We start from the raw sequence: 12,857 nt of genomic DNA, 5'->3' as shown, positions 1-12,857 counted from the left end.
ACGCGGTCTCGCTCATGGGCACGCCGAAATACCCGGCGGGTTTCGCCCATTTCGACTACGTCAACCCCCAGGCGCCAAAAGGCGGCCAGGTGCGCCTCGCCGAGGACGGCACCTTCGACAGCTTCAACATCATCATCACCCGCAGCACGCCGGCCGCGGGCATGGGGCTCATCTACGACACGCTCATGGCCTCCTCGTCCGACGAGGTGGGGAGCGAATACGGGCTGATCGCCGACGGCGTCGCCTATCCCGACGACTTCTCCTCCGTGACCTACCGCATCAACCCGGGCGCGCGCTGGCACGACGGCACGCCGATCACGCCGGAGGACGTGCTGTTCTCGTTCGAGGCGCTCACCAAGAACAACCCCAGCCAGCGCTTCTACTACAGCCACGTGGTCAAGGCCGAGAAGAGCGGCGAGCGGGAGGTGACGTTCACCTTCGATCAGGCAGGCAACCGTGAGCTGCCGCAGATCGTCGGCCAGCTCATGATCCTGCCGAAGCACTGGTGGACCGGCACGGACGCGAACGGCAAGGCGCGGGACATCGCCCAAGGCACCCTCGAGCCGCCGCTCGGCTCAGGCGCCTACAAGATCAAGGCCTTCACGCCTGGCCGCAACATCACCTATGAGCGCGTGAAGGACTATTGGGCCGAAAAGCTCAACGTGAACGTGGGCAAGAACAATCTCGACGAGATCCGCTACGAGTATTTCCGCGACGACACGGTGATGCTGGAAGCCTTCAAGGCCGATCAGTACGACTTCCGCCAGGAAAGCTCGGCCAAGAACTGGGCCACCGCCTACGACTTCCCCGCCGTGCGCGACGGGCGCGTGGTCCTGGAGAAGTTCGAGGAGCGCGCGCGGGGCGTGATGCAGGCGTTCATCCCGAACCTCAGGCGCGAGAAGTTCAAGGACCAGCGGGTGCGCCGGGCGCTGAACTTCGCGCTCGATTTCGAGGGCATGAACCGTACCCTGTTCTTCGGCCAGTACATCCGCGTGAGCTCCTTCTTCTCCGGCACCGAGCTCGCCTCCTCCGGCCTGCCGCAGGGCCGCGAGCTGGAGATCCTCGACACGGTGAAGGACAAGCTGCCGCCGCAGGTGTTCACCACCCCCTACACCAACCCGGTGAACGACAGCGACGAGGCCCGCCGCAACAACCTGCGCGAGGCGGTGCGGCTCTTGAAGGAGGCCGGCTGGACCGTGCGCGACGAGGTCGACCCGGCGAACCCGCCCGGCTTCTTCGAGAAGATCTTGATCTCGCTCGGCCTGTCGCGCCCGGTGACCCACAAGGTGCTGCGCAATGCGGCAGGCGAGCCCTTCACGATCGAGATCCTGCTCCAGAGCCCGGCCATGGAGCGGGTGGCGGTGTTCTACCAGCCGGCGCTGGAGCGCCTCGGCATCAAGGCGACCGTCCGCCTCGTGGATTCCTCGCAATACATCAACCGCGTCCGCGCCCGCGACTTCGACATGATCGTCGCCGGCTGGGGTCAGTCGCTGTCGCCGGGCAACGAGCAGCGCTCCTTCTTCGGCTCGCAGAGCGCCGACCAGGAAGGCTCGCTGAACTATGCCGGCATCAGGAATCCCGCCATCGACGCGCTGATCGACAAGGTGATCTACGCCACCGACCGCGAGGATCTCGTCGCCGCCACCCACGCTTTGGACCGGGCGCTCCTGTGGAACGAGTACGTCATCCCGGCCTGGACGCTGAACTACAGCCGCACCGCGCGCTGGAACCGCTTCGCCCATCCGCCCCAGCTGCCGGCCTATTCGTTCGCCTTCCCCGAGATCTGGTGGTTCGACTCGGCGCTCGCCGTCAAGGCCGCCGCGAAGCCGGGAGCCGGCCGATGAACCTCAGCCGCCGCGCGCTGCTGCGCCTGTCCGCCCTCGGTGCCGCGCCCCTGCTTCTTCCGGGAGCGGCGCGCGGCCAGTCCCCGGCGGGCGAGAGCGCGGCCGCGGAGGGCGGCGCCAGCGCCAAGGCGGTGGAGCGACACGGCCTCTCCTTCTTCGGCGACCTGAGATATCCCGCCGACTTCAAGCATTTCGACTATGTGAACGTGGATGCGCCGAAGGGCGGGCCGTTCTCCCAGATCGGCTCCACCTTCATGTACAATCAGGCGCCCAACACCTTCGACACGCTCAATCCCTACAACCAGCGCGGCAACGGCGCCCAGGGCATCGAGCTGATCTATGACAGCCTGCTCACCGGCGCCGGCGACGAGAAGAGCGCCATGTATGCGCGCCTCGCCTCGATGGTGGTGATCGAGGACGACGGGCTCACCTACCGCTTCCGCCTGAACCCCAAGGCGCGCTTTCACGACGGCTCGCCGCTCACCTCGGACGACGTGGTCGCCACCTTCGCCGCCCTGAAGGCGGATGGCTACGCCACCATCCGCATGGCGCTGCGCGACGTGATCGCGGTCGAGGCGGACGGCCCGCACACGGTGGTGATGCGGTTCAAGGCCGGCCGGGCGCGGGACGTGCCGCTGACGGCGGCGGGCCTGCCCATCTTCTCCAAGGCCTTCCTCGCCACCCGGCCGTTCAGCCAGTCGTCGCTCGAGGTGCCGCTCGGCTCCGGCCCCTATCGCCTGACGCGCTTCGAGCAGGGCCGGTTCGTGGAATATGAGCGGGTCGCCGACTATTGGGGCCGCGACCTGCCCACCATGCGCGGGCGCTACAATTTCGGCACCGTGCGCTACGAATATTTCCGCGATCGCAATGCCGGCATGGAGGGCTTCAAGGGCCGCGCCTACCTGTTCCGCGAGGAGTTCACGGCCCGCGAATGGGCCACCGCCTACGACTTTCCCGCCGTGCGCGAGGGCAAGGTGAAGGTGGAGACCATGCCCGACGACACCTTCTCGGGCGTGCAGGGCTGGTTCCTCAACACCCGTCGCGCCAAGTTCCACGATCGCCGGGTGCGGGAGGCGGTGAACCTCCTGTTCGACTTCGAGTGGACCGGCAAGAACGTGATGTACGACGCCTACAGGCGCACGGTCTCCTACTTCCAGAACTCGCCGATGATGGCGCAGGGCCTGCCGTCTCCCGCCGAGCTGAAGGTGCTGGAGCCGTTCCGCGACAAGGTGCCGGAGGAGGTGTTCGGCGAGCCGTGGGTGCCGCCGGTCTCGGACGGCTCGGGCGAGGACCGCAACCTGCGCCGCCAGGCCGCCCAGCTGCTGAAGGAGGCCGGCTACACCATCCAGCAGGGCCGGCTCGTGGACCAGAGGGGCGAGGTGCTCGCCATCGAGTTCCTCGACAATGAGGGCGCCATGGAGCGCCACCATGCGCGCTTCATCGCCCACCTGAAGAAGGCGGGCATCGAGGCCACCTACCGGGTGGTGGACGCGGCGCAATACCAGCTGCGGCTCCAGGATTTCGACTTCGACGTGGTGGTGAAGCGCTATTCCATGGCGCCCTATCCCGGCGACGAGCTGCGCGCCTACTTCTCCACCGAGGCGGCGCGCGCGCGCGGCTCCTACAACCTCGCCGGCATCGCCGACCCGGTGGTGGACGCGCTCATCTCCCGGGCGCTGGCGGCGCAGGACGCCGACGACCTCGTCGTCACCTGCCGCTGCCTCGACCGGGTGCTGCGCTCAGGCCGCTACTGGATCCCGCAATGGTATTCCGCGGTGCACCGCATCGCCTTCTGGGACGTGTTCGAGCGCCCGCCGGTGAAGCCCAAGTTCGAGCGCGGCGTCATCGACACCTGGTGGAGCCGCACGCCGGACGGCAAGGCCGGCTGAGCGAGGCCGCGCGGGCACGGCGCGGAAACGGTTGACGCGGGCTTGCGCCGACGCCACCGTCGCGCAACGGATCGGGAGAGGGAATGCTCGCTTACATCATCCGCCGCATCGCGCTCATGGTGCCGACCATCCTCGGCATCATGCTGGTCTCCTTCGTGGTGGTGCAGTTCGCGCCGGGCGGTCCGGTGGAGCGGGTGATCGCCCAGCTCACCGGCGACGACGTCTCCGCCACCCAGCGCGTGTCCGGTGGCGGCGGCGACTTCGCCGGCCGCACCGCCGCCCCGGGCGCGGGCGCGGCGGACGCGCTCTCCTCCAAGTATCGCGGCGCCCAGGGGCTCGACCCGGAGTTCATCAAGGAGCTGGAGAAGCAGTTCGGCTTCGACAAGCCGGCGCACGAGCGCTTCCTGAAGATGATCACCAGCTACGCCACGTTCGACTTCGGACGCTCCTATTTCCGCGACATCTCGGTCATCGACCTGATCATCGAGAAGCTGCCGGTCTCGATCTCGCTCGGCCTGTGGATGACGCTCATCACCTATGCGGTCTCGATCCCGCTCGGCATCGCCAAGGCCATGCGCGACGGCTCGCGCTTCGACATGTGGACCTCGGCGGTGGTGATCGTCGGCTATGCCATCCCCTCGTTCCTGTTCGCCATCCTGCTGATCGTGCTGTTCGCCGGCGGCTCCTTCTTCGACCTGTTCCCGCTGCGCGGGCTCACCTCGGAGAACTTCTGGCAGATGAGCTGGCCCGAACGCATCGCCGACTATCTCTGGCACCTGGCCCTGCCGCTCATCTCCATGGCCACCGGTGCGTTCGCCACCATGACGCTGCTCACCAAGAACTCGTTCATGGAGGAGATCCGCAAGCAATACGTTGTGACCGCGCGCATGAAGGGGCTGTCGGAGCGCCGCGTGCTCTACGGCCATGTGTTCCGCAACGCCATGCTGATCGTCATCGCCGGCTTCCCGGCCGCCTTCGTCTCCGCCTTCTTCGCCGGCGCGCTCCTGATCGAGACCATCTTCTCGCTCGACGGGCTCGGCCTGCTCGGCTTCGAGAGCGTGCTCAACCGCGATTATCCGGTGGTGTTCGCCACCCTCTACATCTTCTCGCTCGCCGGCCTGGTGGTGGGGCTGATCTCCGACCTCACCTACATGCTGGTGGACCCGCGCATCGACTTCGAGACGCGGGAGGTCTGACATGGATGCCGTGCCCGTCCTCCAGCCCGGCGCGCCCACCGACGTCCCGGCCGCGCGCGACCAGCCGCACGGGGCGCTCCAGCCGCCCGGCGCGGAAAAGCCGCGCGGGCGCTTCTCGCTTTCCCCGCTCAACCGGCGCCGGCTCGCCATCTTCCGCCATTCCGGGCGGGGCTACTGGTCGTTCGTCATCTTCATGGTGCTGTTCGTCCTGAGCCTGTTCGCCGAGTTCATCGCCAACGACAAGCCGATCGTGGTCTCCTACGAGGGCGGGTACTACTTCCCGGTGGTCAAGTCCTATCCGGAGACCGCCTTCGGCGGCGACTTCGAGACCGAGGCGGACTATCGCGACCCCTATCTCAAGAAGCTGATCGCGGAGAAGGGCGGCTGGATGGTGTGGCCGCCCATCCGCTATTCCTACTCCACCCACAATCTGGACCTTCCCACGCCGGCCCCCTCCCCGCCCACCTGGATGCTCACGGAAGAGCAGTGCAGGGCGGTGGCGCAGAAGAAGGGGGTGAAGGGCTGCGCCGGACTCGAATGGAACTGGCTCGGCACCGACGACCAGGGCCGCGACGTGGTGGCGCGCCTGATCTACGGCTTCCGCATCTCGGTGCTGTTCGGGCTCGCGCTCACCATCGTCTCGTCGGTGGTGGGAGTGGCGGCGGGCGCGGTGCAGGGCTATTTCGGCGGCTGGGTGGACCTGATCTTCCAGCGCGTGATCGAGATCTGGACCGCCATTCCCTCGCTCTATCTGCTGCTCATCATCTCCTCGGTGCTGGTGCCGGGCTTCTGGGTGCTGCTCGGCATCCTGCTGCTGTTTTCCTGGGTGTCGCTGGTGGGGCTGGTGCGCGCCGAGTTCCTGCGCGTGCGGAACTTCGAATACGTCCAGGCGGCGCGGGCGCTCGGCGTCGGCAACCTCACCATCATGACGCGGCACCTTCTGCCCAACGCCATGGTGGCGACGCTGACCATGCTGCCCTTCATCCTCTCCTCCTCGGTGATGACGCTGACGGCGCTCGACTTCCTCGGCTTCGGCCTGCCGCCGGGCTCGCCCTCGCTGGGCGAGCTCCTGTCCCAGGGCAAGAACAACATCCAGGCCCCGTGGCTCGGCCTCGCCGGCTTCTTCACCGTGGCGATCATGCTGAGCCTCCTGATCTTCATCGGCGAGGCGGTCCGCGACGCCTTCGACCCGCGCAAGACCTTCGGGTGAGGTGTGGCAATGACTGACCCCCTCCTCTCCGTCCGCGATCTCTCCGTCGCCTTCCGCCGGGCCGACGCTCCAGGGGGCGCGCTCGCGGTTCGGGGCGTGTCCTTCGATGTCGCCAAGGGCGAGACGCTGGCGCTGGTGGGCGAGAGCGGCTCCGGCAAGTCCGTCACCGCGCTGTCGATCCTGAAGCTGCTGCCCTATCCGGCCGCGAGCCACCCCTCGGGCGAGATCCTGTTCAAGGGGCGCGACCTGCTCACCGTCTCCGAGCGCGAGCTGCGCGGGGTGCGGGGCAACGACATCACCATGGTGTTCCAGGAGCCCATGAGCTCGCTCAACCCGCTGCACACCATCGAGCAGCAGGTGGGCGAGATGCTGATCCTCCACCGCGGCATGAGCACCAGGGCGGCGCGCGCGCGCACGCTGGAGCTGCTCGCCGAGGTGGGCATTCCCGACCCCGAGAGCCGGCTCTCGGCCTATCCGCACCAGCTCTCCGGCGGCCAGCGCCAGCGCGTGATGATCGCCATGGCGCTCGCCAACGAGCCGGACCTCCTGATCGCCGACGAGCCCACCACCGCCCTCGACGTCACGGTCCAGGCGCAGATCCTCAAGCTGCTCAAGGATCTGCAGGCGCGCCTCGGCATGGCCATGCTGTTCATCACCCACGACCTCTCCATCGTGCGCAAGATCGCCGACCGGGTGTGCGTGATGCAGCACGGCGAGATCGTCGAGCAGGGCGGCGCCGAGGAGACCTTCCTCCATCCGCGGCATGCCTACACGCAGGCGCTGCTGAAGGCCGAGCCGAAGCCCGATCCCGCCCCGTCCTCGCCGGACGCGCCCATCGTCGTGGAGACGCAGGACCTCAAGGTCCATTTCCCCATCAAGCGCGGCGTGCTGCGCCGCACGGTGGGACACGTGAAGGCGGTGGACGGCGTCTCGGTCGCCATCCGCAGGGGCGAGACGCTGGGGGTGGTGGGCGAATCGGGCTCGGGCAAGACCACGCTCGGCCTCGCCCTGCTGCGCCTCATCTCCTCGAAGGGGCCGGTGGCGTTCCTCGGCCGGCGCATCGACGGGCTCTCCTTCAAGGCCCTGCGCCCGCTGCGCGCCGAGATGCAGATCGTGTTCCAGGACCCCTACGGCGCGCTCTCGCCACGCATGTCGGTGGCCGACATCGTCGGCGAGGGGCTGCTCGTGCACCAGAAGACGCTGTCTGAGGCCGAGCGCGAGGCGCGCGTCGTCGCCGCGCTCGCGGACGTGGGGCTCGATCCCGAGAGCCGCCACCGCTACCCGCACGAATTCTCCGGCGGCCAGCGCCAGCGCATCTCCATCGCCCGCGCCATGGCGCTCGAGCCTGCCTTCGTGGTGCTGGACGAGCCCACCAGCGCCCTCGACATGATCGTCCAGGCGCAGATCGTCGAGCTGCTGCGCGCGCTCCAGCGCAAGCGCGAGCTCACCTACATGTTCATCTCCCATGACCTGCGCGTGGTCTCGGCGCTGGCGAGCAACATCCTCGTGATGCGCGGCGGGCAGGTGGTGGAGCAGGGGCCTGCCCACGACGTGTTCGCCAATCCGAAGGAGGCCTACACCAGGGCGCTGTTCGCCGCCGCCTTCTCGCTGGAGACCACGCAGGCCGGTGTGGTGAACCAGTGAGCGGGCCGGCGGCGCCCGCAGACGCTCTCGCCGATGCGCCGGCGGACGTGGAGGTGGGCGTGCCCGCCGCCCTCGGCGACGGCTTCCGGCCTTACGAGCGCTATCATGCGGTGCTGCGCGCCGGCGACGGCAGCGCGGTCCGCCAGACGGTGGACGTGCTGCGCGGTGGCGCGGTGGTGGGCGTCCTCGGCTTTGATCCGAAACGCGGGCTTGTGGTGCTGATCCGCCAGTTCCGCCTGCCGGCGCACCTCGCCACCGGGCGTGGCGAGATGGTGGAGATCGTCGCCGGACGGGTCGAGGCGGGCGAAGACGCCCATGGCGCGGCGATCCGCGAATGCCTGGAGGAGATCGGCATCGCTCCCCGGGCCTTGATCCCCATGCTCGCCTTCCTGCCGACGCCGGGCATCACCGACGAGGCGGCGCAGTTGTTCCTCGGCCTCCTGGACAGCGCGCACCTGCCTCCGCGCGCCGGCGCGGAAGCGGAGGTGGAGGTCACGCACCCCTTCACGGCCACCATCGACGACGCCTTGGCCGCGCTCCACGGCGACCGGTGTGCCAATGGCTATCTCATCATCGCCCTGCAATGGCTGGCGCTGAACCGCGCCCGCCTGCCGCAGCTGGTGGCCACGGCGGCGCCGACCTGAGAGCGCGCTTCAGCCCTCCGAACGCGCGAAGTGGCCGAGGTCGAAGGCCGCCACGTCCTCCAGCAGCGCGGCGAAGGCCGCTGCGCCGAAATCGGCCGCAGCCTCGCCCTTGGCCGCCGTGGCGCCGCGGGCGTCGCCCATGGCGCCGCTGGGATGGAGGTCCTCGCTCATCCAGCCGAAGCCGATGGGATGGTTCGCGCGCAGGTGCGCGAACCGGGCCTCCATGTCGCGGCTGAAGGGGGAGAAGTCGGCCGCCTGCCCCATGTCCACCAGGTCGGGACGGAAGGCGAGCATCAGCGAGGTCTCGATCTCGCCGCCGTGGATGCCGTGGGCGCGCTCATCGTCCGCGAACAGGCCGGGCGGATAGCCGAAGCGATGCATGGAGGCCATCACCGCCAGCATCCCGTACCGCGCGCGCAGCTTGCGGGCGAGGAGGTCCATCACCGGCACGTTGCCGCCGTGGGTGTTGAGGATGACGAGGCGCCGGATGCCGGCGGCAGCCACGCACGCGCCGATCTCCAGCCATGCGGCGAGCGCCGCCTCGGGGGTGAGCGAGAGCGTGCCGGGAAAGGACAGGTGCTCGTCCGACTTGCCCACCGCCTGGATCGGCAACGTCAGCACGGCGAGCGCATCGGGGACCAGAGGCGCGAGGCGCGCGAGATACCCCTCGCAGATGAGAAGGTCGGTGCCGAGCGGCAAATGCGGGCCGTGCTGCTCCACCGCGGCCACCGGCAGCACCGCGATCGCATCGGCGCCGGCGACCTGGCCGAGCCGCGGTGAGGTCAGATCCTGCCAGCGGGCGAACACGCAGCCATCCTCCAAAGGCCGGCGGTCTGGAAGGAGCCGGCCCATCCCGCCACGATATGCTATAAGTTCGCGGATACCGATAGACGCCGCGCGGGACGAAGGCGCCGCGGACCTTCGCAAAATTGTAAGCCGGCGCGTGGATAAGTACCCCCGCGGGCAGCGGGCGGCGGGTGGCGCCGCCCGGGGGCTTGCGCGGGGGCGAGATGCCCCGGGGTCTCGGGCCCCGGCGATCCGCCATGGGGGCAGGCATGAAAGACCCGTTCGCGAAGACCATCGGCTACCGGCTGAACCACACCGCGCGGCTGCAGAAGGCCCTGTCGGCGCGCCTGCTGGCGGATCTCGGGCTGTTCCCGGGCCAGGAGGCGGTGCTGAAGCTGCTCTCCGAGGAGGACGGGCGCACCATGGGCGACCTCGCCGCGGCGCTGCGCGTGCGCCCGCCGACGGCCTCCAAGACCATCGCCCGCCTCACCACCCAGGGGCTGGTGGAACGCCGCGCCACCGACGGCGACGGGCGGCTGGTGCGCGTGTTCCTCACCGATGCGGGCCGGGACCGGAGCGGCGCCATCGACGGCGTGTGGGAGGCGCTGGAAGGGGAGATGGTGGCCGGCCTCGACCACAAGGAGAAGAAGCGCCTGCGCAAGCTTCTGCGCAAGGTGGAGAAGAACCTCGCCCTTCGCCTCGGCGCCGACGGCGGCGTGGACGACGAGACCGAGCCGGGCGACGAGGACGACGACGCCTGACCGTCCCGGCGGACGATGCCTGCGACGGCGGCTCCGCGCCGCGCGCATATGCGCGCCCTACCCGCATGCGCCGATTGCGCTTTTTTCTGGCGCACCGCCACGCTATGGCTAATTCAATCGATTAAAGCGCGGCGGGAAAGCTGCGGCTGACAAACACAAGCAGGGAGGGAAACCATGTCCAACGCCATCGACCTTCAGGGCCGCACCGCCATCGTCACCGGCGGCGCGCAGGGTATCGGCCGCGCCGTGGTGGAGCGCTTCGTCGCCTCCGGCGCGAAGGTGGTGATCTTCGACCGCGACGCCCCGCTTGCCGCCGCCGCGGCGGACGCCATCGGCCGCGTCATGGTGACGCCGGTCACCGTCGACGTCACCAGCCTTGGCGACGTGGAGCGCGCGGTGGCGGAGGCGCTCGCCGTGCTGGGGCGCATCGATATCCTGGTCAACAATGCCGGCATCGCCGGCCCGAACCACACCGTTTGGGACTATCCCGAGGCGGCGTGGCGGCAGGTGATGGCGATCAATCTCGACGGGCCATTCTTCTGCTGCCGCACGGTGGCGCCGCACATGATCGCGCAGAACTACGGGCGCATCGTCAATGTCGCCTCCATCGCCGGCAAGGAGGGCAACCCGAACGCCTCGGCCTATTCGGCCTCGAAGGCAGGGGTGATCGCACTCACGAAGTCGCTGGGCAAGGAGCTCGCCGGCTACGACATCGCGGTCAATTGCGTGACTCCGGCGGCGGCGAAGACCGCCATCTTCGACCAGATGAGCCAGCAGCACATCGACTATATGCTCTCCAAGATCCCCCGCGGGCGATTCGTGCAGGTGGACGAGGTGGCGGCGACCATCGCGTTCGCGGCCTCGCAGGATTGCTCGTTCACCACCGGCGCGGTGTTCGACCTCTCGGGCGGCCGCGCCACCTATTGAGGCTTTCCGCCTCCCGAGGTCTGCCATGGCGCCCGAAGGGTCAGCCGCGTCCGTGAGCCGCTCGACGCTCGCGGGCATCGGTCTCATGTGCCTTGCCGTGTGGAGCTTCGCGCTCACGGACGCGACCGCCAAATGGCTTTCCGCCCACGTCAACGTGCTGATGGTGGTTTGGGCGCGCTACGCGATCCAGTTCGTGGTGTCGCTGCTGGTGTTCAACCCCTGGTCCGTGCCGGGGCTGCTGCGCACCACCCGTCCCTGGCTCCAGCTGGGGCGCTCGGCGCTGCTGTACACCACCACCGCGCTCAACTTCGCCGCGCTCCAGTACCTGCAGCTGGACCAGACCGTCTCCATCATGTTCTCGACCCCCTTCTTCGTGGCGCTCATGGCGGGACCGCTGCTGGGCGAATGGGTGGGCGCGCGGCGCTGGATCGCCATCCTGGTGGGGTTCGCCGGCATCCTGCTGGTGGTGCGGCCGGGAGCGGGCGGCATGCATCCGGCGGCGTTCCTCTCCTTGGGGGCGGCGGCGACCTACGCGCTCTATTCCATCACCACCCGCATGCTGGCGCCCCACGACCCGAGCCCGACCACGCTGTTCTACTCCGCGCTGGTGGGCACCATCGCCGCAACGCTGCCGCTGCCTTTCGTATGGGAGACGCCGCACGAGCCGCTGGTCTATGGCGGCATGCTGTTCCTGGGCGTGATCGCGGGCGCGGGGCACTTCGTGCTCATCCTCGCCCATGCGCGGGCGCCGGCGGCGACGCTCGCGCCCTTCATCTACACCCAGATCATCGCCATGGTGGCGCTGGGCTGGTTCCTGTTCGGACAGGTCCCGAGCCTGTGGACGCTGGCCGGGGCGGCGGTGGTCATCTCGTCGGGCATCTACCTGATCCTGCGCGAGCGCAAGCTGCACCGGCGCGCGTCCTGAGCGACGAACGCGGCGAGATGCAGGTGCTTCTCGTTTTCGTCAAAAAGCGGCCTATGCTGCGCGGCTGAAGCTCCCCAAGGCCCCGTGAGGATCATGCCCGCCCCCCGCCTGCTGGTCGTCGAAGGCAACACCGCCGAAGCCCGTGCGCGCCAGGTCCAGTTCGGCGGCGAAGCCGCCAGCGAGGGCTATGCCCGCCTGCTGCGCGAGCTGTGCCCCGGCGCCATCGCCGACATCTGCTATCCCGCCGACCCCGGCGCCAACCTGCCCGACAGCGGCGGGCTGGAGGGCTATGACGGCATCGCCATCACCGGCTCCTCGCTCAACATCTACCACGGCGGCGCGCCGATCGCGGCGCAGGTCGCCCTGATGCGGGCGGCGTTCGAGACCGGCGTGCCGATCTTCGGCAGCTGCTGGGGCCTCCAGCTCATCACCGTCGCCGCGGGCGGCGTGGTGCGGCTCAATCCCAAGGGCCGCGAGGTGGGCTTCGGCCGGCGCATCCGCATGACCCGGGCCGGCGCCGACCACCCCATGTTCGCCGACAAGCCGCCCGTGTTCGAGGCCATGACCGTGCATCTCGACGAGGTGGAGACGCTGCCGCCCGGCTCGGAGCTTCTCGCCACCAACGACCATTCGGTGGTGCAGGCGGCGGAGATCCGCGCCGGGCGCAGCACCTGCTGGGCGGTGCAGTACCACCCGGAATATCCGTTCCGCGAGATGGCGGCGATCTTCCGCCGGCTGAGCCCCTCGCTGGTGGCGGAGGGCTTCTTCCTCGACGAGGAGGAGGAGGCCGCCTTCATCGGCGACCTGGAGCATTTCGAGCGCGAGCCCGCCAACAAGGCGCTGGCCTGGCGCTACGGCATCGACGGCGCGGTCATCTCCAAGGCGACGCGCACCATCGAGATCCGGAACTTCATCGAGCGCCACGTGCTGCCGACGCGCGCCGCCCGCGGGCGTGGCTAAGGCAGCCGAACTGATGCGCTGGGGCCGGGCGGCCGCCCGGCAGCGGCTGTCAGGCAGCGGCTGTCAGGCAG

At 69.1% G+C, this 12,857-nt stretch carries 11 protein-coding genes; 10 read left to right on the top strand and 1 reads right to left on the bottom strand.

Annotated features, from left to right (window positions below; genetic code table 11):
* The first annotated feature begins 14 nt into the window (after positions 1 to 14).
* The 6 genes from V5F67_RS03195 to V5F67_RS03170 all read left to right on the top strand — a co-directional run bounded on the left by V5F67_RS03195 (position 15) and on the right by V5F67_RS03170 (position 8,427).
* Complete coding sequence (locus V5F67_RS03195) at positions 15 to 1,844, top strand: extracellular solute-binding protein (RefSeq protein ID WP_394021126.1); 1,830 nt, start codon at positions 15 to 17, stop codon at positions 1,842 to 1,844.
* A complete protein-coding gene (locus V5F67_RS03190) occupies positions 1,841 to 3,733 on the top strand; it encodes an extracellular solute-binding protein (protein WP_394021125.1) in 1,893 nt (630 codons plus the stop codon). Before V5F67_RS03195 ends, V5F67_RS03190 begins: the two co-directional genes overlap by 4 nt.
* A gap of 83 nt (positions 3,734 to 3,816) precedes the next feature.
* A complete protein-coding gene (locus V5F67_RS03185; RefSeq protein WP_394021124.1) occupies positions 3,817 to 4,929 on the top strand; it encodes a microcin C ABC transporter permease YejB in 1,113 nt (370 codons plus the stop codon).
* A 1-nt stretch (position 4,930) separates the two neighbouring features.
* Positions 4,931 to 6,139 carry an ABC transporter permease gene (locus V5F67_RS03180; RefSeq protein ID WP_394021123.1) on the top strand — a complete coding sequence of 403 codons (1,209 nt, stop codon included), beginning with the start codon at positions 4,931 to 4,933 and terminating at the stop codon, positions 6,137 to 6,139.
* Positions 6,140 to 6,148: 9 nt separating this feature from the next.
* On the top strand, positions 6,149 to 7,783 hold the full coding sequence (locus tag V5F67_RS03175) for an ABC transporter ATP-binding protein (protein ID WP_394021122.1): 1,635 nt from the start codon (positions 6,149 to 6,151) through the stop codon (positions 7,781 to 7,783).
* On the top strand, positions 7,780 to 8,427 hold the full coding sequence (locus tag V5F67_RS03170) for an NUDIX domain-containing protein (protein WP_394021121.1): 648 nt from the start codon (positions 7,780 to 7,782) through the stop codon (positions 8,425 to 8,427). The genes V5F67_RS03175 and V5F67_RS03170 overlap by 4 nt, the downstream gene beginning before the upstream one ends.
* Before the next feature lie 9 nt (positions 8,428 to 8,436).
* Here V5F67_RS03170 and V5F67_RS03165 read toward each other — a convergent pair whose 3' ends face one another.
* The gene (locus V5F67_RS03165) at positions 8,437 to 9,279 is read right to left on the bottom strand and encodes a creatininase family protein (RefSeq protein WP_394021120.1); all 843 of its coding nucleotides are present in this window, start codon (positions 9,277 to 9,279) and stop codon (positions 8,437 to 8,439) included.
* 203 nt (positions 9,280 to 9,482) lie between these two features.
* Between V5F67_RS03165 and V5F67_RS03160 the strand changes: the two genes are divergently transcribed.
* The 4 genes from V5F67_RS03160 (at position 9,483) to V5F67_RS03145 (ending at position 12,786) form a co-directional block, all read left to right on the top strand.
* Entirely contained in the window at positions 9,483 to 9,974 is a 492-nt protein-coding gene (locus tag V5F67_RS03160; protein WP_394021119.1) for a MarR family winged helix-turn-helix transcriptional regulator, read from the top strand.
* 174 nt (positions 9,975 to 10,148) lie between these two features.
* Positions 10,149 to 10,901 (top strand): SDR family NAD(P)-dependent oxidoreductase, encoded by a 753-nt coding sequence (locus V5F67_RS03155; RefSeq protein ID WP_394021118.1) that lies wholly within the window; start codon positions 10,149 to 10,151, stop codon positions 10,899 to 10,901.
* 25 nt (positions 10,902 to 10,926) lie between these two features.
* Entirely contained in the window at positions 10,927 to 11,826 is a 900-nt protein-coding gene (locus tag V5F67_RS03150; protein WP_394021117.1) for a DMT family transporter, read from the top strand.
* 93 nt (positions 11,827 to 11,919) lie between these two features.
* Positions 11,920 to 12,786, top strand: coding sequence for a type 1 glutamine amidotransferase (locus V5F67_RS03145; RefSeq protein WP_394021116.1), 867 nt, complete (start codon positions 11,920 to 11,922; stop codon positions 12,784 to 12,786).
* Positions 12,787 to 12,857 lie beyond the last annotated feature (71 nt).

Origin of the sequence: Xanthobacter pseudotagetidis (assembly GCF_043194795.2) — a bacterium.
GTDB lineage: Bacteria > Pseudomonadota > Alphaproteobacteria > Rhizobiales > Xanthobacteraceae > Xanthobacter > Xanthobacter tagetidis_A.
This window is presented reverse-complemented; position numbering and strand designations above follow the sequence as displayed.

Coding starts and splice junctions, on each gene's coding strand:
- V5F67_RS03155 (WP_394021118.1), top strand. CDS start 10,149: ATGTCCAACGCCATCGACCTTCAGGGCCGCACCGCCATCGTCACCGGC.
- V5F67_RS03160 (WP_394021119.1), top strand. CDS start 9,483: ATGAAAGACCCGTTCGCGAAGACCATCGGCTACCGGCTGAACCACACC.
- V5F67_RS03150 (WP_394021117.1), top strand. CDS start 10,927: ATGGCGCCCGAAGGGTCAGCCGCGTCCGTGAGCCGCTCGACGCTCGCG.
- V5F67_RS03195 (WP_394021126.1), top strand. CDS start 15: ATGGGCACGCCGAAATACCCGGCGGGTTTCGCCCATTTCGACTACGTC.
- V5F67_RS03175 (WP_394021122.1), top strand. CDS start 6,149: ATGACTGACCCCCTCCTCTCCGTCCGCGATCTCTCCGTCGCCTTCCGC.
- V5F67_RS03145 (WP_394021116.1), top strand. CDS start 11,920: ATGCCCGCCCCCCGCCTGCTGGTCGTCGAAGGCAACACCGCCGAAGCC.
- V5F67_RS03180 (WP_394021123.1), top strand. CDS start 4,931: ATGGATGCCGTGCCCGTCCTCCAGCCCGGCGCGCCCACCGACGTCCCG.
- V5F67_RS03190 (WP_394021125.1), top strand. CDS start 1,841: ATGAACCTCAGCCGCCGCGCGCTGCTGCGCCTGTCCGCCCTCGGTGCC.
- V5F67_RS03165 (WP_394021120.1), bottom strand. CDS start 9,279: ATGGGCCGGCTCCTTCCAGACCGCCGGCCTTTGGAGGATGGCTGCGTG.
- V5F67_RS03185 (WP_394021124.1), top strand. CDS start 3,817: ATGCTCGCTTACATCATCCGCCGCATCGCGCTCATGGTGCCGACCATC.